This window comes from Azonexus hydrophilus (assembly GCF_038368255.1).
Classification (GTDB): Bacteria; Pseudomonadota; Gammaproteobacteria; order Burkholderiales; family Rhodocyclaceae; genus Azonexus; species Azonexus hydrophilus.
Window position 1 is genome coordinate 18,333 of record NZ_CP151406.1, and the last position, 21,183, is coordinate 39,515.

At 63.9% G+C, this 21,183-nt stretch carries 18 protein-coding genes; 7 read left to right on the forward strand and 11 right to left on the reverse strand.

What is annotated here, in order from left to right; genetic code table 11:
* Nucleotides 1–46: 46 nt before the first annotated feature.
* The 6 genes from AADV58_RS00135 to AADV58_RS00160 all read right to left on the reverse strand — a co-directional run bounded on the left by AADV58_RS00135 (nucleotide 47) and on the right by AADV58_RS00160 (nucleotide 7,641).
* Entirely contained in the window at nucleotides 47–2,626 is a 2,580-nt protein-coding gene (locus AADV58_RS00135) for a bifunctional diguanylate cyclase/phosphodiesterase (protein WP_051295257.1), read from the reverse strand.
* A gap of 237 nt (nucleotides 2,627–2,863) precedes the next feature.
* Nucleotides 2,864–3,565: an ABC transporter ATP-binding protein gene (locus AADV58_RS00140; protein WP_028994160.1), complete on the reverse strand. Its 702-nt coding sequence runs from the start codon at nucleotides 3,563–3,565 to the stop codon at nucleotides 2,864–2,866.
* Nucleotides 3,566–4,327 (reverse strand): ABC transporter ATP-binding protein, encoded by a 762-nt coding sequence (locus tag AADV58_RS00145; RefSeq protein WP_028994159.1) that lies wholly within the window; start codon nucleotides 4,325–4,327, stop codon nucleotides 3,566–3,568.
* The gene (locus tag AADV58_RS00150; protein WP_028994158.1) at nucleotides 4,324–5,397 is read right to left on the reverse strand and encodes an ABC transporter permease subunit; all 1,074 of its coding nucleotides are present in this window, start codon (nucleotides 5,395–5,397) and stop codon (nucleotides 4,324–4,326) included. Before AADV58_RS00150 ends, AADV58_RS00145 begins: the two co-directional genes overlap by 4 nt.
* Entirely contained in the window at nucleotides 5,394–6,317 is a 924-nt protein-coding gene (locus AADV58_RS00155) for a branched-chain amino acid ABC transporter permease (protein WP_298395764.1), read from the reverse strand. The genes AADV58_RS00150 and AADV58_RS00155 overlap by 4 nt, the downstream gene beginning before the upstream one ends.
* Nucleotides 6,318–6,387: 70 nt before the next feature.
* Nucleotides 6,388–7,641 (reverse strand): branched-chain amino acid ABC transporter substrate-binding protein, encoded by a 1,254-nt coding sequence (locus AADV58_RS00160; RefSeq protein ID WP_281981414.1) that lies wholly within the window; start codon nucleotides 7,639–7,641, stop codon nucleotides 6,388–6,390.
* Nucleotides 7,642–7,859: 218 nt separating this feature from the next.
* Here AADV58_RS00160 and AADV58_RS00165 point away from each other — a divergent pair, with 218 nt between their 5' ends.
* The 3 genes from AADV58_RS00165 (at nucleotide 7,860) to AADV58_RS00175 (ending at nucleotide 14,212) form a co-directional block, all read left to right on the forward strand.
* Nucleotides 7,860–11,318 carry an indolepyruvate ferredoxin oxidoreductase family protein gene (locus tag AADV58_RS00165; RefSeq protein ID WP_341743732.1) on the forward strand — a complete coding sequence of 1,153 codons (3,459 nt, stop codon included), beginning with the start codon at nucleotides 7,860–7,862 and terminating at the stop codon, nucleotides 11,316–11,318.
* A 65-nt stretch (nucleotides 11,319–11,383) separates the two neighbouring features.
* A complete protein-coding gene (locus AADV58_RS00170; protein WP_341743733.1) occupies nucleotides 11,384–12,133 on the forward strand; it encodes a class I SAM-dependent methyltransferase in 750 nt (249 codons plus the stop codon).
* A 3-nt stretch (nucleotides 12,134–12,136) separates the two neighbouring features.
* Nucleotides 12,137–14,212, forward strand: a complete 2,076-nt coding sequence (locus AADV58_RS00175) for an ATP-binding protein (RefSeq protein ID WP_281981409.1) — start codon at nucleotides 12,137–12,139, stop codon at nucleotides 14,210–14,212.
* Here the strand turns inward: AADV58_RS00175 and AADV58_RS00180 are convergent.
* Nucleotides 14,209–14,871 (reverse strand): response regulator, encoded by a 663-nt coding sequence (locus tag AADV58_RS00180; RefSeq protein ID WP_281981407.1) that lies wholly within the window; start codon nucleotides 14,869–14,871, stop codon nucleotides 14,209–14,211. The two genes, AADV58_RS00175 and AADV58_RS00180, sit on opposite strands and share 4 nt — an antisense overlap.
* Before the next feature lie 87 nt (nucleotides 14,872–14,958).
* Between AADV58_RS00180 and AADV58_RS00185 the strand changes: the two genes are divergently transcribed.
* Genes AADV58_RS00185 through AADV58_RS00195 form a run of 3 tightly spaced genes read left to right on the forward strand, consistent with a single transcriptional unit; the run spans nucleotide 14,959 to nucleotide 16,739 of the window.
* On the forward strand, nucleotides 14,959–15,414 hold the full coding sequence (locus AADV58_RS00185; protein ID WP_424243854.1) for a PhaM family polyhydroxyalkanoate granule multifunctional regulatory protein: 456 nt from the start codon (nucleotides 14,959–14,961) through the stop codon (nucleotides 15,412–15,414).
* 18 nt (nucleotides 15,415–15,432) lie between these two features.
* Nucleotides 15,433–15,882 (forward strand): NfeD family protein, encoded by a 450-nt coding sequence (locus AADV58_RS00190; protein ID WP_341743734.1) that lies wholly within the window; start codon nucleotides 15,433–15,435, stop codon nucleotides 15,880–15,882.
* 2 nt (nucleotides 15,883–15,884) lie between these two features.
* Nucleotides 15,885–16,739: an SPFH domain-containing protein gene (locus AADV58_RS00195; RefSeq protein WP_281981401.1), complete on the forward strand. Its 855-nt coding sequence runs from the start codon at nucleotides 15,885–15,887 to the stop codon at nucleotides 16,737–16,739.
* Here AADV58_RS00195 and AADV58_RS00200 read toward each other — a convergent pair.
* Nucleotides 16,736–17,344: a hypothetical protein gene (locus AADV58_RS00200; protein ID WP_341743735.1), complete on the reverse strand. Its 609-nt coding sequence runs from the start codon at nucleotides 17,342–17,344 to the stop codon at nucleotides 16,736–16,738. The genes AADV58_RS00195 and AADV58_RS00200 overlap by 4 nt on opposite strands.
* A gap of 48 nt (nucleotides 17,345–17,392) precedes the next feature.
* On the opposite strand from AADV58_RS00200, the gene AADV58_RS00205 reads away from it, so the two are divergent.
* The gene (locus tag AADV58_RS00205) at nucleotides 17,393–18,607 is read left to right on the forward strand and encodes a CaiB/BaiF CoA-transferase family protein (protein ID WP_341743736.1); all 1,215 of its coding nucleotides are present in this window, start codon (nucleotides 17,393–17,395) and stop codon (nucleotides 18,605–18,607) included.
* Nucleotides 18,608–18,613: 6 nt separating this feature from the next.
* Here AADV58_RS00205 and AADV58_RS00210 read toward each other — a convergent pair whose 3' ends face one another.
* The 3 genes from AADV58_RS00210 to AADV58_RS00220 are packed head-to-tail and all read right to left on the reverse strand — an operon-like array spanning nucleotide 18,614 to nucleotide 21,167.
* On the reverse strand, nucleotides 18,614–19,111 hold the full coding sequence (locus AADV58_RS00210) for a hypothetical protein (protein WP_028994148.1): 498 nt from the start codon (nucleotides 19,109–19,111) through the stop codon (nucleotides 18,614–18,616).
* Between the two features lie 14 nt (nucleotides 19,112–19,125).
* A complete protein-coding gene (locus AADV58_RS00215) occupies nucleotides 19,126–20,355 on the reverse strand; it encodes a phenylacetate--CoA ligase family protein (protein ID WP_341743737.1) in 1,230 nt (409 codons plus the stop codon).
* On the reverse strand, nucleotides 20,352–21,167 hold the full coding sequence (locus tag AADV58_RS00220) for an ABC transporter ATP-binding protein (RefSeq protein ID WP_341743738.1): 816 nt from the start codon (nucleotides 21,165–21,167) through the stop codon (nucleotides 20,352–20,354). Before AADV58_RS00220 ends, AADV58_RS00215 begins: the two co-directional genes overlap by 4 nt.
* Nucleotides 21,168–21,183: the final 16 nt, after the last annotated feature.

A 21,183-nucleotide genomic window follows, 5' to 3' on the forward strand; every position in this document is an offset into this window, starting at 1 on the left:
CACTAAATGAGAATGCGTTGCATGGCTAACTATTTCATTAATAGGGTTATTGTGCACCCGGCATGAATCCAGCCACCAACCCTGCCGGCATCGGTCTGGCATACAGGAACCCTTGCGCTTTCAGGCAGCCATTGCCGGCCAGAAAGGCCCTTTGCTGAAGGGTTTCCACGCCTTCGGCGACGACTTCCAGGCCCAGCGCCTTGGCCAGGGCGACAACAGCCAGAATGATGGCCGCATTGTTCGGTTTGTTTTCGATATCGCGCATGAACGACCGGTCGATTTTCAGCCGGTCCACGGTGAAGGTGCTCAGATAGGCCAGCGAGGAATAGCCGGTACCGAAATCGTCGAGGGTCAAATGCACGCCCAGCGCCTTGAGATCGCGCAGGGTTTGCTGCACCTTCGGCGTGTTGCTCATCAACGCGCTTTCGGTCAACTCCAGTTCCAGACGTTCCGCTGCCAGCCCGCTTTCGCGCAACACCCTGGCCACCACTTCGGCCAGATCGCCCTGCTCCAGCTGACGCGCTGAAACATTGACCGCCAGACGCTCATTGCCCCGCCGCTGCCCACCCCAGTTGACGGCTTCCCGGCAGGCCGCCGCCAGCACCCATTCCCCGAGCGGGATGATCAGACCGATATCCTCGGCAACCGGGATGAAATCGCACGGCTCGATCCAGCCGTGCACGGGATGCTGCCAGCGCAACAAGGCTTCCCAGGCATGCACTTCGCCCCCGCCGACATCGAACTGCGGCTGGTAATGCAGCTGGAACTCGCCGCGCTCAAGCGCCGTACGCAGATCGCTCTCCAGACGGTGACGGATGCTCACCTCCTCGTTCATCTGGGCCTCGAAGAACATCCAGGCGTTCCTGCCGGCAGCCTTGACCTGATACATGGCGATATCGGCGGCCTGCAGCAGGCTGTCGAGATCTTCCCCATCCCAGGGATACAGGCTGACGCCGATACTCGGCGAGGTATGCAGCAGGTGCAATGGGGTCTGTACCGGCTGCGTCAGTGCGGCCTGTATCTTTTCCGCAACCGGGATCACATCGCGATGCGTCTTGATGCCGGCGAGCAGGACCACGAACTCGTCGCCGCCAAGACGGGCGACCGTGTCCCCGGCACGTATGCTGACGTTGAGGCGACGCGCCACCTCGACCAGCAACTGGTCGCCGACCTGATGACCGAGGCTGTCATTGACCTGCTTGAAGCGGTCCAGATCGATCAGCAGCAAGGCCACGCCCTCATCGCTACGGCGCGCCGCAGCCGCCAGCTTGGCAAAGCGATCGTCAAGCAGGCGGCGGTTGGCCAGGCCGGTCAGCGCATCGTGGCGGGCCAGGTAATCGATCCGGTCCTCGTGCGCCTTGCGTTCGGAAATATCCGCAAACAAGGCGACATAACGGGTATTGCCCTGCGCCATTCGCACCGCGTTGATGCACAACCATTTCGGATAGACCTGCCCGTTCTTGCGCCGATCCCAGATTTCACCGTGCCAGTGATCCTCGTCGGCCAGGCTGCGCCACATCTCGCGATAAAAGGCCTCGTCGTGGCGATCCGAACGGAGAATGCGCGGATTGCGGCCGATGGCGTCTTCCGGCGGATAGCCGGTGATCAAGGTGAAGGCCGGATTGACGCGCAGGATGGTGCCGTCGCCATCGGTCACCAGAATGGCTTCCGGGCTGTACTCGAAAACCTGCTCGGCCAGACGCAGTTGCTCTGCGGCCTCCCAACGGCTGCTGACATCCTGCACCGTCAGGACAACCAGACCGCTGTCGTCGAGCGTGTGCGAGGAGACGAATTGCGCCGGAAACGGCATCTCCCGGCCCGGTGCGGAAATCATGCACTCGAAGGTCTGCCCGTGCACCAGGCGGCTGAGCAGACACTCCGTTTGCCCCGGCGCATCGGGAAAGCGACGAATGACATCGGTCAAGGGCTGGCCGATGACCTCGCCCTCTTCAACACCAAGCAATTCCTGCGCAGCCGGATTGAGAAAGCGGATACGGTGCGGCACGGCGTCATCGACACCAACTACGCCCTCGCCGATGGCGTGCACAATGCTCTGGCTGATTTCGCTGGCTCGGGCCAGTGCTGCCTGGATTTCCAGCGTCTTCTGCGATTCCTTGAGGCGGTCGGCGTTGCTGACGTGCATTTCCCGTTCGAGTTCATGACCGATCCACTGCGCCATCAGCTTGATGAAGAGAAAATCCTCGCGCGGATGCTGACGATCGACACGCTCCCGGCTCGAAAAACTCAGCGTTCCCCAGGGCTTTTCTTCGACCAGGATACGCGCGCCGAGGTAGGCCTCAAGACGGAATTTCTGGAAACAGGGGTGCTTCTCCCAATCCGACCCGGTAGCACGGTCAAAGCCGATCGGTTCGGGGGAAACGATGGTGCGGCTGCAATAGGTTCGCAACAGCGGCAGGCAGTCACCCGACGCGAGCAACCCCGGGGCCGGCGAAGTGGCAATCGCCTCATAGGTGTCATCGGCAATGCGTGCGACACAGGAATAATCCAGTTCGAATGTCTGCCGCCCGAGATCGAGAAGCGCACTGAGCTTTTCGCTCAAGGCGGTCTGGTGATCAGCAGTGATCGCATAGAGCGCGGTAATGCGCTCGTAGGCAAGGGCGTACATATGGGAAATCAGGCCGGACGACAGGGTTCTTGCGTCTGATGAAAAGGGATTTTGTAACTCGCGACGCATTTTGTCGCGTCACACTGTTACCAACAACCGCTCAATCCCTTTTTCCCAGCCTTCAGACATGTATTGTTGCCCGAAGGTAACAAGCACCTGCTTGCCTCGGCACCCCCGCGCGGACCGTCAGTGAAATACTGTCAGCACATTGCACGCCGCCGGGCGGGCGGCGCTGACTCATTCGCCGAGATAGGCGGCCTTGACCTTGGGATCGTGCAGCAGCTCGGCCGAGTCGCCGTTCAGGGTGATTTCGCCGCTTTCCAGCACATAGGCCCGCTGGCTCGATTCCAGCGCCAGCTTGGCATTCTGCTCGATCAGCAGGATGGTCATGCCGGCGGCAGCAACGTTGCGAACGACCTCGAAGATCTTCTGCACCATGATCGGCGCCAGACCCATCGACGGTTCGTCGAGCAGCAGCATCTTCGGCCGGCTCATCAGCGCCCGACCGATGGCCAGCATCTGCTGTTCGCCGCCCGAAAGCGTGCCGGCCAACTGGTCGGCACGTTCCTTCAGGCGGGGGAAATAGGCATACATGCGCTCGATGTCGTCGGCGATGGCCGCCTTGTCGTCACGGACAAAGGCGCCCATGCGCAGGTTTTCCAGCACCGACAGGCGCGGGAAAACGCCGCGGCCCTCGGGCACCAGCGCGATGCCCTTGCGGATGATTTCGTGCGGCGAGATGCCGAGTATCTTCTCGCCGCAGAAATGGACGTCGCCAGTTGCCCCGACCATCCGCGAGATGGCTTTCAGCGTGGTCGTCTTGCCGGCACCGTTGGCCCCGATCAGGGCGACGGTTTCGCCTTCGTTCACGTGAAAGGTGATGCTGCGCACCGCCTGAATGCCGCCATAGGCGACGTGGAGTCCCGTTACTTCAAGCATTCACGCCCCCAGGTAAGCTTCGATGACACGCGGATCCTTCTGCACCACGGCGGGCACATCCTCGATCACCAGCGCGCCGTAGTCGAGCACGGCGACACGGTCGCACAGGCCCATGACCAGTTTCACATCGTGTTCGATCAACAACACCGTCGTCCCGTCCTTGCGGATGCCTTCGATCAGCACGCGCAGTTCCTCGGTCTCGGTGGCATTCATGCCGGCCGCCGGCTCGTCGAGGCACAGGAGCTTGGGCTCGGTGGCCAGCGCGCGGGCGATTTCCAGCCGGCGCTGATCACCGTAGGAAAGATTCTTGGCCAGGTCGTCGGCACGGTCGGCAATATCGACGTAGTGCAGCAGCTCGACAGCTCGCTGGCGGATCGCCGCTTCCTCGTCGCGCGTTGCCCGGTTGAGGAACATCGCGCCGAAGACGCCGGCCTTGGTCCGGACGTGGCGGCCGACCATGACGTTTTCCAGCGCCGTCATGTTGCCGAACAGGCGGATGTTCTGGAAGGTCCGCGCAATGCCGAGTTCGGCCGCGCGATGCGGCGCGTCAGCCTGCAGCGCCACGCCGTCGAAGGTGAAACCGCCGCCATCCGGAATGTAGAGTCCGGTCATGCAGTTGAAGAAGGTCGTCTTGCCGGCACCGTTCGGGCCGATCAGGCCATAGACTTCACCGCGCCGGATCGACAGGCTGACGTCACGCAGGGCCTTGACCCCACCGAAATGCTTGGCCACGGCATTGGCCTGCAGGAGGATGTCGCTCATTTGACGACCTCCACCGGCTTTTCGCTCAATTCCCGGCTACGCTCTGGTGACGGCCACAGGCCGGCCGGCTTGAAGCGCATCACCAGCACCAGCGCCAGCCCGAAGACCAGCATGCGCAGACTTTCCGGATCGACCAGAATCTTGCCGAACAGCGCCATCTGCACCGGCGTCACCGCGTAACGCAGCACTTCGGGCAGGAAGGTCAGCAGCACGGCGCCGAGGATGACCCCGGGAATATGCCCCATGCCGCCGAGCACGACCATCGCCAGGACCATGATCGACTCGATCAGCGAGAAGCTCTCCGGCGAAACGAAGCCCTGCATGGCCGAGAAGATGCCACCGGCGATGCCGCCGAACGAGGCGCCCATGGCAAACGCCAGCAGCTTGATGTTGCGGGTGTTGATGCCGACCGCCTTGGCCGCGATCTCGTCTTCGCGGATCGCCTGCCAGGCGCGGCCGATACGCGAGTGCTGCAGGCGGACGTTGATGATGATGACCAGCAGCGCCAGCGCGACCAGCAGGTAGTAATACTTCTGCGGCCCGGTCATGGTCATGCCGAATATCTGCGAGGTTCCGGCAAAACTGAAATCGCCGACCTTGACCGGATCGATCAGGGTGATGCCCTGCGGCCCGTTGGTGATATTGACCGGCGAATTCAGGTTGTTGAGGAAGATGCGGATGATTTCGCCGAAACCCAGTGTGACGATGGCCAGATAATCGCCGCGCAACTTGAGCGTCGGTGAACCAAGCAGGACGCCGAAAACACAGGCCATCAGGGCCCCGATCGGCAGGATCGCCCAGACCGGGAAATGCAGGCCGAAATGCGGACTGGCAAGCAACGCCCAGGTATAGGCGCCGACCGCGTAGAAAGCGATGTAGCCGAGATCGAGCAGACCGGCAAAGCCGACGACGATGTTCAGGCCGAGCGCCAGGAAGACATAGAGGATGGCGAAATTGAGGATGCGTACCCACGCCTGCCCGCCCATGCCAACCACGTGCGGGAGGACGATCAGGGCGATGGCAATCAGCGCGATGCCGGTCATCGATTTGGGGGAAAGCCAGTTCTTCATGCGCGGTCTCCCGTCTTTTCACCGAACAGCCCGGAAGGCTTGAACATCAGCACGACGATCAGCACGATGAAGGCAAAGATGTCCTGGTAATGGCTGCCGAGGAAACCGCCGGTGAAGTCGCCGATATAGCCGGCACCCAGCGCCTCGATGATGCCGAGCAGGATACCGCCGGCCATCGCCCCGGCAAGGTTGCCGATACCGCCAAGGACGGCCGCGGTGAAGGCCTTGAGGCCAAGCATGAAGCCCATCTGGTAGTGGGCGATTTCGTAGTAGCTGCCGACCATGACGCCGGCGACGGCAGCCAGCGCCGAGCCGATGACGAAGGCCGAGGCGATGACGCGGTTGATATTGACCCCCATCAGGCTGGCCACGGCCGGGTTCTGGGCGGTGGCGCGCATGGCCATGCCGAGCTTGGTGCGATAGACGAGGAAGACCAGACCGGCCATCAGCGCCGCCGACAACAGCACGATGACGACCTGGACCAGCGTGAAATGGGTGCCGGCAAATTCGAAATTGACCTTGGGCAGCAGCGGCGGGAAGGTCATGTAATTGCGCCCCCAGAAGATCATCGCCAGGTTCTGCAGGACGATCGACATACCGATCGCCGTGATCAGGGGCGTTAACCGGGGCGAACCGCGCAGCGGGCGGTAGGCGATACGTTCAAGGCTCCAGCCGAGCGCCATGCAGGTCAGCATGGCGGCGACCAGCCCGAACAGGCCGGCGAGTCCGAGCGGCATGCCGGCGGCGGCCAGGGTACTGGTCACGGTGATGCTGATCAGCGCACCGATCATGACGACTTCGCCGTGGGCGAAATTGATCAGCCCCATGATGCCGTAGACCATGGTGTAGCCCAGCGCGACCAGCGCGTAGATGCTGCCCTGGACCAGGCCGTTGATGATCTGTTGAAGGAAAATATCCATTTTGAATCCGTTGAGACCGGGATATGGAAACGGCACCTTGCGGTGCCGTTTCCTGGTGCAGACTGGCTGCTTACTTCTTCTCTTCGACCGGTGCTGCCGGTGCTGTCGGTGCGGCGGGAGCCTCGGCGGCCGGGGCAACCGGGGCGCCACCCAGGGTCTCGACGTAGTTCAGTGCGCCGCCCTGGTACTGGTACAGGGTAATTGCGCCGCTGGTCAGGTCGCCGAACTGGTCGAATTCGATATTGCCGCTGACCCCTTCCATCTTGGTCTTGGCGATCTCCGGCAGATAAGCGGCCGGCTCGACGGAACCTGCGCGCTTCATCGAATCGGCAATGACCATCACCGCATCGTAGGCGTTCGGTGCGTAGAGCTGGATCTGGTAACCGAACTTGGCTTCGAACTTGCTCTTGAACTCCGGACCCTTGGCCAGTTGCTCCAGCGGCACGCCCGGCAGCGAGCAGTATTCGCCATCGGCAGCCGGACCGCCCAGTTTCATGAATTCCGGCGTACACACGCCGTCGCCGCCGAGGAACTTGGCCTTGATGCCGAGATCCTTCATCTGCTTGACCAGCGGACCGCCCTGGGCGTCCATGCCGCCGTAGAAGACCAGTTCGGCCTTGGTCGACTTGATCTTGGTCAGGATGGCCTTGAAGTCGGTCGCCTTGTCGTTGGTGTATTCATTGGCGACGACCTTCAGGCCGGCGGCCTCGGCAGCCTTGCGGAATTCGTCGGCGAGACCCTGACCGTAGGCGGTACGGTCATCGATGATGGCGACGGTCTTGACGCCCTGCTTGGCGGCGAACTCGCCGAGCACCTTGCCTTGCTGGATGTCGTTGGCCATCACACGGAAAGCCGTGGCGAAGCCCTGCTGCGTGTACTTCGGATTGGTTGCCGACGGCGAAACCTGCGGCAGGCCGGCATCGAAGTACAACTTGGAAGCCGGGATGGTGGTACCGGAATTGAGGTGGCCGACCACGCCATTGACCTTGGCGTCGATCAGCTTCTGGGCAACGATGGTGCCCTGCTTCGGATCGGCCTGGTCGTCTTCCGAGACCAGCTGGAACTTGACCTTGGCACCGCCGATTTCCAGACCCTGTGCGTTGAGTTCTTCGACGGCGAGCAAGGCGCCGCTTTCGTTGTCCTTGCCCAGGTGAGCTTGCGGGCCGGTCATCGGCGCGACGTGGCCGAGCTTGACGACGATTTCAGGCTTGGTTTCCGGGGCGGCCGGCGCGGCGACGGGGGCGGGCGCTTCCTTCTGACCACAGGCGGAAAGAGCGAAGGCTGCTGCTACGGAAAGGGCTGCTACGGAAAGCTTGGCTTGCATCGGTAGGTCTCCTGAATGGGGGAAGGGTGTTGGAAACAACAGGTAACGATTCTGCGCATACACATAGTCCAACGTCAAGACGAAATTTCGCCCGCCGCGGCGCTTGCACGAACCATCCTCGCGCACCGATACTCCAATCTCCAGATTCCGAAAACCACCATCCCCGGTGTTCGGGAATACAGCAATCGGCCCACAAGGCCGCATAAATGGAGACAAACATGGGCAAGCCCGATTTGCCGGCGTCGCTATCCGCGACCCTGGACGACAAATACACCCGCCACAGCGGCCGCGTCTTCCTGACCGGCACCCAGGCACTGATCCGCCTGCCGATGCTGCAGCGCGAACGCGACCTCGCCGCCGGCCTCAACACCGCCGGTTTCATCTCGGGCTACCGCGGCAGCCCGCTCGGCAACCTTGATCTCGGCCTGTGGAAGGCCAAGGCGCACCTGGCCGAGCATCACATCACCTTCCAACCCGGCGTCAATGAAGACCTCGCTGCCACCGCCGTCTGGGGCAGCCAGCAGGTCGGCCTGTTCCCGGGCGCCAAGTACGACGGCGTGTTCGGCATGTGGTACGGCAAGGGGCCGGGCGTGGACCGCTGCGGCGACGTCTTCCGCCACGCCAACGCTGCCGGCACGGCCAGACACGGCGGCGTGCTGGTGATTGCCGGCGACGATCACGCGGCCAAATCCTCGACCCTGCCGCATCAGACCGAGCACGTCTTCAAGGCGGTGATGATGCCGGTGCTCTATCCGGCCAACGTGCAGGAATACCTCGACTTCGGCCTGCACGGCTGGGCAATGAGCCGCTATTCCGGTTGCTGGGTGGCGTTCAAGGCGCTGGCCGACACGGTCGAGACCTCGGCCTCGGTGAGTATCGACCCGAGCGCGGTCGACATCAAAATCCCGACCGATTTCAGCCTGCCGCCCGACGGCCTCAACATCCGCTGGCCGGATCCACCGCTGGTCCAGGAAGCCCGCCTGCTCAACCACAAGCTTTATGCGGCGCTGGCCTACTGCCGGGCGAACCGGCTTGACCGGGTGATCATCGATTCGCCGGCGCCCCGGCTCGGCATCCTCACCGCCGGCAAGAGCTACCTTGACGTGCGCCAGGCCCTCGACGAACTCGGCATCGACGAGGCGCTCGCCGCGCAGATCGGCATCCGTCTGTACAAGGTCGGCATGGTCTGGCCGCTGGAACCGGAAGGCGTGCGCCACTTCGCCGAAGGGCTGGAAGAGATCCTGGTCGTCGAGGAAAAGCGCCAGCTGCTCGAATACCAGCTGAAGGAAGAGCTATACAACTGGCGCGACGACGTGCGCCCGCGCATCGTCGGCAAATTCGACGAGAAAGGCGAATGGACCGTCGAAGGCGACGGCGGCTACCTGGCGCACAGCGACTGGCTGCTGCCGGCCGCCGGCGAACTGCCGGTGGCCAGCATCGCCCGCGTCATCGCCCGGCGCATCGGCCGCTTCTTCACCTCACCGACCATCGCAGCGCGGCTGAAGCTGATCGAAGACAAGCAGCAAGCCGCTAGAACCCCGATCGTGCTGGCCGAGCGCAAGCCGCATTTCTGCTCGGGCTGCCCGCACAACACGTCCACCAAGCTGCCGGAAGGTTCGCGCGCCGTCGCCGGCATCGGCTGCCACTACATGGTGACCTGGATGGACCGGTCGACCTCGACCTTCACCCACATGGGCGGCGAAGGCGTGCCCTGGGTCGGCCAGGCGCCATTCACCGAGGAAAAGCACATCTTCGCCAACCTCGGCGACGGCACCTACTTCCACTCCGGCTTGCTGGCCATCCGGCAATCGATCGCGGCGAAAGTGCCGATCACCTACAAGATCCTCTACAACGACGCCGTCGCCATGACCGGCGGCCAGCCGGTGGACGGCGTCTTGAGCGTCGCCCGGATCACCCGGCAACTGGAGGCCGAGGGCGTCGGCAAGATGGTCATCGTCGCCGCCGAGCCGGAGAAATACGCCGACATCACCGACCTTGCCCCGAACGTTCCGGTCCGCCACCGTGACGAACTCGACGCAGTTCAACGCGAGCTGCGCGATTTTCCCGGCGTCTCCATCCTGATATACGATCAGGTCTGCGCCACCGAGGCCCGGCGCCGGCGCAAGCGCGGCAAGATGCCGGCCGCCAGCCAGCGTGTCGTGATCAACGAGGATGTCTGCGAAGGCTGCGGCGACTGTTCGGTGCAATCCAACTGCCTGTCGGTGGTCCCGGTCGAAACCGATTTCGGCACCAAACGCCAGATCGACCAGTCGGCCTGCAATCAGGACCTGTCCTGCCTCAAGGGCTTCTGTCCGAGTTTCGTGACTGTCGCTGGCGCTCGCCCCAAGAAGGCCGCTGCGACCCAGCATGACGGCTGGGCCAGCCTGCCGCTACCCACCCTGCCGTCGACCACGCAACCGTACAACCTGCTGATCACCGGTGTCGGCGGCATGGGTGTGATCACCCTCGGCGCCCTGCTCGGCATGGCCGCCCACCTCGACGGCAAGGGCGTGTCGACGCTGGACATGACCGGACTGGCGCAGAAATACGGCGCCGTCTTCTCGCACCTGCGCATTGCCGACCGCCCCGCCGACATCCACGCCGCCCGCATCGCCACCGGCGAAGCCGACGCCATCCTGGGCGGCGACCTGGTCGTCAGCGCCAGTCCCGAAGCCTGCGCGAAAATGCTCGAAGGCCACACCCGCGCCATCGTCAACTGCACCGCCACACCGACCGCCGAATTCACCCGCAACCGCGACTGGCGCTTCCCGCAGGCCGGCCTGCAACGGCAACTCGAGGAAACGCTGGGCACCGACCGCGTCAGTTTCATCGACGCGCAGCGCCTGGCCAGCGTACTGATGGGCGACGCGCTCTACGCCAACATGCTGCTGCTCGGTTGCGCCTGGCAACAGGGGCTGGTCCCGGTGTCGGCCGGCGCCATCGAGCAGGCCATCGTCCTCAACGGTGCCGCCGTCGACGCTAACCGCCAGGCCTTCCTCTGGGGCCGCCGCCTTGCCGCCCACCCGGAAGCGGTCGCTGCCGTGGTCGGCGAGCGCCCGGTGCGCCCCGGCATCGACCAGCAATCGCTGGACGAACTGATTGCCCGCCGCGTCGAACACCTGAGCGCTTACCAGGGCGAAGCGCTGGCCGCCCGCTACCAGGCTGGACTGGCGCCCATACTGGCGCTGGGCAACGACGCCCTGAGCCGGGTGGTCGCCGTCCAGTACGCGCGCCTGCTGGCGCCGAAAGACCCCTGGGAGGTGGCCCGTCTGCTCAGCGCCCAGGCCTTCCTGGCGCAGTTCGCTGCCCGCTTCGACGGCGATCTCAAGCTCGGCTTCCATCTGGCGCCGCCGGGGCTCTCCCGCCAAGGCAGCGACGGCCGGCCCCGCAAAATCCACTTCGGCCCCTGGCTGCTGCCGCTACTCCGCCTGCTCGCCCGTGCCCGCCGCTGGCGTGGCAGCTGGCTCGATCCCTGGCGCAATGGCGAGGAGGCCCGCCTGGATCGGCAATTGCTGGCGGATTACGAAGCCGACCTGAAACGTATCGCCACCATGCCGCCCGGCCCTGGACGTCTGGCACTGGCCGCCTGGCCGGAATCGGTACGCGGCTTCGGCCCGGTACGCCAGCAGGCGGCCGCACGAGCGGCAAAAACCCGGGAGGGCTTGCTGCAGGCATGACGACAAGCAGCGGTCATGGCATCGCCCGGCAAACCTGGCCGGGCGATTTCCCTTAGAATCCTGCCATGATTTCCACCCCGACCCGCCAACTCGCCCTGCAAGGGGCCGCCGTCATCGTCGTTCTCTCGCTCGCCTGGCCGTATTACGGCTGGCAGGCCGAAGCCATGCCCTGGCAGCAAACCAGCCTGGCCATCGGCGGTGTTGCCCTGATTTTCGCCACCCTGAGCCGCCAACCCTGGTGGTGGCGGGTGATGCACGCGCTGTTCATGCCCCTGGTCTGGGTCACCTATCACCTGGCCATCGACCCGGGCTGGTTCCTGCTCGCCTTCATCCTGCTGCTGCTCGTCTATCGCGGCGCCCTGAGCGGCCAGGTGCCGCTCTACCTGTCCAATCCGCAAACCGTCGCTGCGCTCGATGAACTGCTCGGCAAGGAAGAGGCCGAAAGCTTCCTCGATCTCGGCGCCGGCCTGGGCAGCACCGTCATCCCGCTGGCCGACCGCTGGCCCGACCGCCAATTCACCGGCATCGAGAATGCACCAGCCACCTGGCTGGCCGGCTGCCTGCTCGGTGTCGGCCGGCCCAACCTGTCGTGGCGGTGGGGCGACATGTGGCAGATGCCGCTGCACGAGCAGGCCGTGGTCTATACTTTCCTGTCGCCAGCACCGATGCCGCGACTGTGGGAGAAGGCCAAGGCGGAGATGAAACCGGGCAGCCTGCTGGTCAGCAACAGCTTCCCCATCCCCGGCGTGACGCCGGAATTCGTCATCGACGTCGCCTGCTCACCGCCGCGACCGCTGTACTGCTACCGGATCTGAGGCATGTTCAAGCGCCAGCCGGAACAGCTCGCCCTGAGCCTGGCCCTGGCCGGGACGCTGGCCGTCCTGATCGCCTTTGTGGTCGACCTGACGCTGTCCTACAAGCGCGACATCGACAGCGGAGAAAAACGTCTGCAACAGTTCTCGGTGATGATGGCCGAACACACCGCCCGTGCCTTCGAGGCGGTCGACGTGCTGGTCAAGGAAGTCGCCACCGACCTCTCCCACAGTCGCAACGACTGGCCCGAGTGGGAGCCGGTACGCGGCTGGGAGTACATCGCCCAGCGCCATTCCCGGGCCATGCCGCAACTGCGCGACCTGATCGTCTTTGACCATCTCGGCAACCAGCGCTTCATCTCGACCTATTTCCCGCCGCCGCCGATCAACGTACGCGACCGCCCCTACTTCGTCGCGCTGGAAAACGGTGCCCCCTGGTCAACATTCGGTCCCTATGTCGGACGCAATTCCGGGCGCTACACCTACGCCATGGCGCATCGCCTGAACGATGCAAAAAACCGCTTTGCCGGCGCTGCGTTCGCGGCCATCGAGCCAGGCTACATGCAGGATTTCTGCTGGGCCAACCGCCTGTCAGACGATTTCGATGCCGTACTGACCAACGCCAGGGGTGACATCGTCGCCTCCTGCCGCCCGGCCGACCTGAGCACCTACTCCGGCATCCTCGGCCGGCCAGCCGGTACCACCCTGTTCGAAGGGCGCCCGGCAGGACTGATTCCGGAAACCGGCCTGGCCCGCGGCAACGGCCTGCTGATTTCAACCTCGCCGGTACCCGGTTTCCCTGATCTGCGCATGGTTGCCATCATTCCCACTGACTCCGTTCTTGCTGGCTGGCGCAACCGGCGCTTCGAAATCGCCATGCTCGGGGCCATGCTGATCGCACTACTGCTCAGCGGCGCAATGTTCTTGCGCCGCCAGGTCGGCGAACTTCGGGAAATGACCGAAGCGCTCTCCGACAGTCGCGATCAGCTGGAAACCCGGATCGAGCAGGCGACTTCAGCACTGGCTGCGGAAAAGGATGCGGCCGAGCGCGCCAACGCGGCCAAAAGCCGCTTCCTGGCCGCCGCCAGTCATGATCTGCGGCAACCCCTGCACGCCCTCTCGCTGTTCACCACCGACCTGCAGCGCCAGGCTGCTGCCGGCCGCCTGCGCGAGGTGCCGCGCATTGCCGAACAGATCGGCGCATCGACGCAAACGCTGGGCGACATGCTCAATGCCCTGCTCGACATCTCACGCCTGGACATCGACGGCGTCCGCCCCGATATCCAGGTATTCGCGCTGAACGACGTCTTCCGCCAACTGCACGACGCCTTCCACCGCCAGGCCGAGGCCCATGGCCTGCGCCTGCGCTTTCACCCAAATCGCTATTTCCTGCGCAGCGACCCGCGCCTGCTCGAGCGGATGATCGGCAACCTGATCGCCAATGCCCTGCGCTACACCCCGGCTGGCGGCAGCGTGCTGGTCGGCGCCCGCATCCGTGAGGACGCCATCCGCATCGAGATTCGCGATAGCGGCATCGGTATTGCCCGCGAGTACCGGGCGGCGATCTTCGCCGAGTTCTTCCAGGTCGCCAATGTCGCCCGCGAGCAGGACGGCGGCCTCGGCCTCGGCCTGTCCATCGTCGAGCGTCTGGCCAAAGGCCTGGAGATCGAGGTATCGCTGGATTCTGAGATCGGCAACGGCACCACTTTCGGGCTGCTCGTCGAACGCGCCAAGGCGCCTTCCCGGGAGACGGTGGCACAACAGAGCGGCACGGCCGGACTGGTGCATTTTGTCGGCAAATCACCGGAGCTGCTTGAATCGCGCGCACTGGTCGCCAGCTGGAACTACCGGATCAGCGAAGGCGACTGCGCCTCGGTGGCCCAACTGCGCAGCGACACCATCGTCATCTGCGATGCGGAGAACATTCCCGGCATCGATCCGGAGATGCCCTTGATCGTTCTCGGCAGCACCGCCGAAACGATGCTCCCCAAGGGCAGCCACCGGCTGGGCCTGCCGCTGCGCCCGGCCCGCCTGCGTGCCCTGTTGCGCGCCAGCGCGCTGCGCCGGCCACAGGCAGGCTAGAAGACGTCGCCGAAATCGATGCCGTAACGTGCGGCTGTCACCAGTGCCTGCGTCCGGCTGTTGACGCCCAGCGCCTTGAACACGGCAGTTGCGTGGATCTTGACGGTACCTTCGGAGAGGTCAAGCTGCTCGGCAATATCGCGATTCGACAAGCCGCGCACCATCAGGCACAAGACCTGGGCCTGGCGCTCGGTCAGGCCGATTTCCTCGGGTCGCACGCTGACGCTCGACGGCGGCACGGGAATGGCATCGTCCATGCGCGCCGGTTGTTGCCCGCTGGGACGGAAAATGTTCCCGGCCAGCACTTCGCGCACCGCGTTCAACAGGCACTCGCCGTTCAAGGCCTTGGGTATGAAACCCGACGCCCCGAGATTGAGTACCCGCGTCACCGTCGGCGTGTCGTCGAAGGCCGATACCACCGCAACCGGCATGGCCGGATAACGACGACGCAGAATGTCCAGACCGGCAAACCCGTCGATGCCCGGCAAAGCCAGATCGAGCAGGACCAGATCGAAATCGCCCTCATTGTCGAGCATGCCGATCGCACTCTCGAAATCGGCGCTTTCGTATACCTCGACGCCTTCTTCCATCTGGGACAACAGCCCGACCAGACCTTCGCGGACCAGGGCATGATCTTCGACTACCAGCAACTTGAGCATCTATTCCCCTTTCATAACGGTGGCTAATTTATCATTTTGCGGCAGAAAGTGGTTTAAGATCGTCACATGGATCAACTCAGGGAGACGATCATGGCTGACGAACAGGCACACGACCCACTCAATTTCATGCGCAACCTGTGGGGCAACATGGGGTTTTCCCTGCCTGGCATGGTCGCTCCGACCTTTGACCTGGAAGAACTCGACAAGCGGATCAAGGACATGAAGGCCGTCGAAGGCTGGCTGCGCATGAACCTGTCGATGCTGCAGATGACCATCCAGGGACTGGAAATGCAGCGGACCACGGTCAGCACGGTCCAGGCCATGGGCCAGATGGCTTCCGATGCCGCCCGCAAGATGAACGAGGAAGCCGCACCGGAGGCACCGGCAGAAGCGCCGGGCGCACTTTCGGAAGCCGCCCTCTGGCCCTGGCAGATGATGCAGCAGATGCGCGAACACATGCAGCAGAATGCCGAAGCTGCCACCCAGGCCGCGCAACCGGTACCGGAAAAGCCCAAATCACGGCGCAGCACGGCCAAGAAATAAGCCACGAGGGAAAACCTGATGCAGCCCGAATGGTGGCACTGGATTGTCGGCGGCGTAATGCTGACGCTGGCCGAACTGGCCATTCCCGCCTTCTACATCATCTGGTTCGGTCTCGGTGCGCTGCTGGTCGGCGTCATCGTCCTGCTCGCCCCCGGCTTGTCGGGCACCGCCCAGATCAGCCTGTGGATCATCGCTTCGCTGGCCATGACCGTGCTCTGGTTCCGTGTCTTCCGCCAGGGATTCGAGCGTACCCGTAGCGGCACGGCGGCCGGCGAGGTGATCGGCGAAACCGGTTTACTGGTTGCCGCCATCGAACCTTTCGCCAAGGGGCGGGTACGTTTCCAGCGACCGCTGCTGGGTTCCGACGAATGGGTGTGCCTGGCCGACGAGAGCATCACCGCCGGCGAGCGGGTGCGTGTCGTTGCCGTTGAAGGCAGTTTCCTCAAAGTCACCAGAACCGGAGTGTAACCATGGAAGAAGGCCTGATCGTCAGTCTGGTCATACTTGTTTTTGTCGTCGTCACCATCGCCAAGGGGGTACGTATCGTGCCGCAGGGCGAGGAATGGATCGTCGAACGTCTGGGCAAATACCATGGCACGCTGAAGCCCGGTCTCAACGTGGTCATTCCCTATATCGACCGCATTGCCTACCAGTTGATCACCAAGGACATCATCCTCGACGTTCAGGAACAGGAAGTGATCACCCGCGACAATGCAGTGATCCTGACCAATGCCATCGCCTTCATCAAGGTCACCGACCCGGTCAAGGCGGTCTATGGCGTCACCGACTTCTCGGAAGCCATCCGCAACCTGATCATGACCACGCTGCGCTCCATCGTCGGCGAAATGGAACTCGACGAAGCCCTGTCGTCGCGTGACAAGATCAAGGCCCGGCTACGCGAAAGCATTGCCGACGAAGCCGTGGACTGGGGGCTGACAGTCAAGTCGGTGGAAATCCAGGACATCAAACCCTCACCGTCGATGCAGAAGGCCATGGAAATGCAGGCCGCCGCCGAGCGCGAGCGCAAGGCCGTGGTCACCCGCGCCGAAGGCGCCAAGCAATCGGCCATTCTCGAAGCGGAAGCCCGCCTCGAATCGGCCAAGCGCGACGCCAATGCCCAGGTGATGCTGGCCGAAGCCTCGGCCGAGGCGATCCGCCGCATTACCGCCGCCATCGGCGATCAAACCGGCCCGATGTCCTACATGCTCGGCGAGAAATACATTGCCGCCATGGAGCGGCTGGGCGAGAAGGACAACGCGAAGCTGGTCGTTCTCCCCGCCGACCTCCAGGAAGCGGTGCGCGGCCTGTTCGGACGCAAGGCCTAGTCGTCACGCCGGCTTGCCGGCGCCTTGGCTTCCTCGACGTCGTCGTACTGACGGCGCAGGCGGCTCAACCCCTGCTGGAAGGCCTCCGCATCTCCGTAGTCAAAGAACTTGGGATAGCGGTCATGCGCCGCACGGATGCGTCGCGCGTGCTTGATCGGACACCAGTACTGTTCGGTCCGCGCCGCCACTTCCCGGACATAGGCGGCGACACCGTTGCCGTAGGAACAGTAGAAACAGTTGAATTTCTCCACGAGGTTCAGGTAAGGCAGGTCCTCGCGGTCGAAGACGATGTAGTCGGCCCGACGGACCTTGGGAATGCGATAGACGGGAAAGCAGATGCCCTGATAGATCGTGACGAACAAATCGATCAGCAGAAAGGGAATCCAGCCGGCGTAGATCACCGGCGCCGTCAGCAGGACCAGGATGCGCGAGCGGGCGATGAAGCGGAACAATCCGGTTTTGTAACGTCGCTGCTGGCGTGCCAGTTCATCGGCCAATTCTGCCTTCTTGCGTGCCCAGTCCTCGCGTGCCCGGCGATATTCGTTATCCAGCTCATCCTGCAGCGCCGTGATGCGTGCCAGCAGCTCGTCTATCCTGTCCTTCATCGCTTGCTCCCTTCGTGATCTCGCGATCATGCCCGAAGCCGCCGGTGCATGCGATACTTGGCCGACATCAACAACGAGAAAATCCACATGGAGACATCAGCAAGAAAAGCCACCGGACCACTGGCCGGCATCAAGGTCGTCGAATTCGCCGGCATCGGGCCCGGCCCTTTTTGCGGCATGCTGCTCGCCGATATGGGCGCCGAAGTCACACTGCTCGAACGCGCCGGTGGCACCTTCGCCTCGCAGCTGTTCGGCGGCGGTCGCAAGGCCGTGGCCAACCGCGGCAAAAAATCGCTGTGCATCGACCTGAAAAATCCGGCGGTGCGACCGCTGGTCATGCAGTTGATCGCCGACGCCGATGTCCTGATCGAAGGCTTCCGGCCCGGCGTCATGGAGCGTCTGGGCTTCGGCCCCGAAGTCTGCCTTGCCGCCAATCCGCGCCTGATCTACGGACGCATGACCGGCTGGGGCCAGGACGGCCCATTGGCCCCGCGCGCCGGCCATGACGCCAACTATGCAGCCATCGCCGGCGTTCTCGATACCGGTCGCCGTCACGGCGGCGCCCCGTGGGCGCCACCGACCCTGGTCGGCGACATGGGTGGCGGCGGCCTGCTGCTGGCCTGGGGCATCGCCTGCGCGCTGATCGAAGCCAGGAACAGCGGCCAAGGCCAGGTCATCGACGCCGCCATGTGCGAGGGTGCCGCCCTGCTCGCCCACGGCCTGTTCAACCTCGACGCGCTGGGTGAATGGCACGGCCAATGCGCCATCGATTCGAGCGCCCCGTTCTACGATGTCTATTGCTGCGCCGACGGTCACTGGCTCAGCGTCTGCCCGCTCGAACCGCAGTTCTACGCGACCTTCGTCGCCCGCCTCGGCCTCAACGACGATCCGGATTTCAGCGGCCCGCAGTACGACACGCAAACCTGGCCGCGCATGAAACAGCGGCTGAGCGAAATCTTCAGCCGGCAGCCGCTGGCCCACTGGGAAGCACTGTTCGCCGACAGCGACGACTGCGTGTGGCCGGTACTGAGCATGCGGGAAGCGACCGAGCACCCGCACAACCAGGCGCGCCAGGCATTTGTGGACATCGCCGGGGTGCGTCAGCCATCGCCGGCACCACGACTCTCAAGAACGCCGGCGACAGTACAGGCTGCCCCGCCGCTGCTCGGCGAGCACAGCCGCGAACGCTTGCAGGCACTGGGGTTGAGTGAGGCGGAGATCGAGCGTCTGGTCAGCCTCGGCGCGGTAACGCTGGGCGGCTGAGGCGAATCAGGAACAGGGGCCGAGCAGGTCGGCCTCGAGTTCGACTTCCATGCCCTTTTTCAGGGGCTGGTCGAGGAACATGCCGCGGTACAAACGCCCGGCATTTTCGGCCTTGCGCATGTGTGGCGTTTCCCAGGACTCGACCCGCAGCCGGACCAGGCCGACCTGTTCCTCACGTTCCGCCTCGCCGGCCGCCAAGCAGGGGGTGGCTCGAACCAGGCGGACATACTCGTCGCGGCTGTATTGTTCGCGGGTCTTGCCCGCGACCGCCGGACACTGCACCAGGCGGCGCGTCGTCACCTCGGAAGAACTGACGGTGCCGCGCAGGTAGTACAGCGGTTCGACCAGGATCCAGCCGGCCCCGCCTTCGCGATAGGCAACGCAACTGCCCGGCCGGACCAGCTCGGGATGTTTGAACAACAAGCCCGCCGATGGCCTCAGGGCGGGCTCTTCAGCCTGCAAGGGCAAGGCCAGCACGGCCAGGACAAGCGCCAGAAAACGCATTGGAAAATTCCGGATCAATAGACCCGCTTATCTTCGATCACCTTTCCATCGTTCGGCAAGCCCCCGGGCGCAAAAAATTCCACGCTGCCGCGCAATTTGGTTTGTTCGCGCAACGCGTTGACCAGACTTTCCGCCAGCGCGGCGTCGCTGGCGCCGGCTTCGCAGCAAAGCACCATCCGGTCCTGAGCGTCGGGATTGTCGACGACCAGGCGCATCCGGGAAATCTGCGGATAGCGCTTGGCCACTTCGGCAATCTGCTCGGGGTGGACAAACATCCCCTTGACCTTGGTCGTCTGGTCGGCCCGTCCCATCCAGCCCTTGAGCCGCATGTTGGTCCGCCCGCAGGGCGAGACGCCGGGCATGACCGCCGACAGGTCGCCGGTGGCAAAGCGGATCAGCGGGTAATCGGCATTGAAGGTGGTGACCACGACTTCGCCGACCTCGCCCTCGGCGACCGGATCACCGGTTCCGGGGCGGACGATCTCGACCAGCGCACCTTCGTCGACCACCAGGCCGGCATCGGGCTCGCTCTCGTAGGCAATCACTCCGATCTCGGCCGTCGCATAACACTGGCGGACGGTGATCCCGCGCTCACCCAGCCACTGGCGGACGACGCCGGGCAAGGCCTCGCCGGAAACACAGGCTTTCTGCAGGCTGCGGATGTCAGCGCCGCTCTCCTCAGCCTTCTCGATCAGGATGCGCAGGAAGGACGGCGTGCCGACGTAAGCATCGGGACGCAGATCGACCATGGCCTGAATCTGTTGCTCGGTCTGCCCGGTACCGCCGGGAAAAACCGAACAGCCGAGCTGGCGGGCGCCGCCCTCGAAGATGAAGGCACCCGGCGTGAAATGATAGGAGAAGCAGTTATGCACCAGGTCACCCTGGCGGAAGCCGGCTGCGTAAAGGGCGCGTGCCATCCGCCAGTGATCGGTTTCCTGGCTCTGGACTTCGTAAATCGGCCCCGGCGACGAAAACACCCGACGCGCCCGCGAACGCGGCCCGGCATTCAGTCCGCCGAAGGGCGGACAGGATTTCTGCAGTTCGATGAGGTCGCGCTTGCGGGTCAGCGGCAAACGGCTCAAGGCCTGGCGGCTGACGCAAGCCGCCGGATCGACGTCGGCCAGCAGACGCGCGTAATGCGGCGCATGCGCCTTGGCGTGCGCCACCTGACGCGCCAACTGGGCGAACAGTTGCGCCTCGCGCTCGGCCGGCGCGCGGGTTTCCAGGGTATCGTAGTAGCTCACGACAGCCACCGCTTGCGCCGACGGTAATGCTTGACCTCGCGGAAGGACTTGCGGCCCGACGACGACAGCCCGAGGTAAAACTCCTTGACGTCCTCGTTGTCGCGCAGCTCGCTCGCTGCCCCTTCCATGACCACCCGGCCGTTTTCCAGGATGTAGCCGAAGTCGGCATAGCGCAGGGCGATATTGGTGTTCTGTTCGGCCAGCAGGAAGGTCGTGCCCTCCTTCTCGTTCAATTCCTTGACGATGGTGAATACTTCCTCGACGATCTGCGGCGCCAGGCCCATCGACGGCTCATCGAGCAGGACCAGCTTGGGCTTGGCCATCAGGGCGCGACCGATCGCGCACATCTGCTGCTCTCCGCCCGAGGTGTAGGCGGCCTGGCTGGTGCGCCGGGTCTTCAGCCGGGGAAAGAAGTTGTAGACCTTTTCCAGGGTTTCCTGGACGGCGGCCTTGCCGTCAGTACGCGTATACGCCCCGGTCAGCAGGTTTTCCTCGATGGTCAGGTGGCCGAAGCAATGCCGCCCCTCCATGACCTGGACAACCCCGCGCCGGACCAGATCGCCCGGTGTCATGGCCTGTACCTGCTCACCCTTGAGCTCGACCGAACCCTTGGTCACTTCGCCACGCTCGCCGTGCAGCAGATTGCTGACCGCGCGCAGCGTCGTCGTCTTGCCTGCCCCGTTCCCCCCAAGCAGGGCAACAATCTTGCCCTCGGGAACGCTGAAGGAAACGCCCTTGAGGACCAGGATGACGTGGTTATAGATGACCTCAATGTTGTTCACATTGAGAAATGTCGCGTTGGCAGCATTCATCGTCGACTCTCTGTTC

Bases quoted from the DNA above. Each gene is read 5' to 3' on its own strand.
- AADV58_RS00200 (WP_341743735.1), bottom strand. From the start codon at position 17,344: ATGAAGGACAGGATAGACGAGCTGCTGGCACGCATCACGGCGCTGCAG.
- AADV58_RS00210 (WP_028994148.1), bottom strand. From the start codon at position 19,111: ATGCGTTTTCTGGCGCTTGTCCTGGCCGTGCTGGCCTTGCCCTTGCAG.
- AADV58_RS00170 (WP_341743733.1), top strand. From the start codon at position 11,384: ATGATTTCCACCCCGACCCGCCAACTCGCCCTGCAAGGGGCCGCCGTC.
- AADV58_RS00195 (WP_281981401.1), top strand. From the start codon at position 15,885: ATGGAAGAAGGCCTGATCGTCAGTCTGGTCATACTTGTTTTTGTCGTC.
- AADV58_RS00190 (WP_341743734.1), top strand. From the start codon at position 15,433: ATGCAGCCCGAATGGTGGCACTGGATTGTCGGCGGCGTAATGCTGACG.
- AADV58_RS00160 (WP_281981414.1), bottom strand. From the start codon at position 7,641: ATGCAAGCCAAGCTTTCCGTAGCAGCCCTTTCCGTAGCAGCAGCCTTC.
- AADV58_RS00175 (WP_281981409.1), top strand. From the start codon at position 12,137: ATGTTCAAGCGCCAGCCGGAACAGCTCGCCCTGAGCCTGGCCCTGGCC.
- AADV58_RS00145 (WP_028994159.1), bottom strand. From the start codon at position 4,327: ATGAGCGACATCCTCCTGCAGGCCAATGCCGTGGCCAAGCATTTCGGT.
- AADV58_RS00165 (WP_341743732.1), top strand. From the start codon at position 7,860: ATGGGCAAGCCCGATTTGCCGGCGTCGCTATCCGCGACCCTGGACGAC.
- AADV58_RS00140 (WP_028994160.1), bottom strand. From the start codon at position 3,565: ATGCTTGAAGTAACGGGACTCCACGTCGCCTATGGCGGCATTCAGGCG.
- AADV58_RS00135 (WP_051295257.1), bottom strand. From the start codon at position 2,626: ATGTACGCCCTTGCCTACGAGCGCATTACCGCGCTCTATGCGATCACT.
- AADV58_RS00205 (WP_341743736.1), top strand. From the start codon at position 17,393: ATGCGATACTTGGCCGACATCAACAACGAGAAAATCCACATGGAGACA.
- AADV58_RS00150 (WP_028994158.1), bottom strand. From the start codon at position 5,397: ATGAAGAACTGGCTTTCCCCCAAATCGATGACCGGCATCGCGCTGATT.
- AADV58_RS00180 (WP_281981407.1), bottom strand. From the start codon at position 14,871: ATGCTCAAGTTGCTGGTAGTCGAAGATCATGCCCTGGTCCGCGAAGGT.
- AADV58_RS00155 (WP_298395764.1), bottom strand. From the start codon at position 6,317: ATGGATATTTTCCTTCAACAGATCATCAACGGCCTGGTCCAGGGCAGC.
- AADV58_RS00220 (WP_341743738.1), bottom strand. From the start codon at position 21,167: ATGAATGCTGCCAACGCGACATTTCTCAATGTGAACAACATTGAGGTC.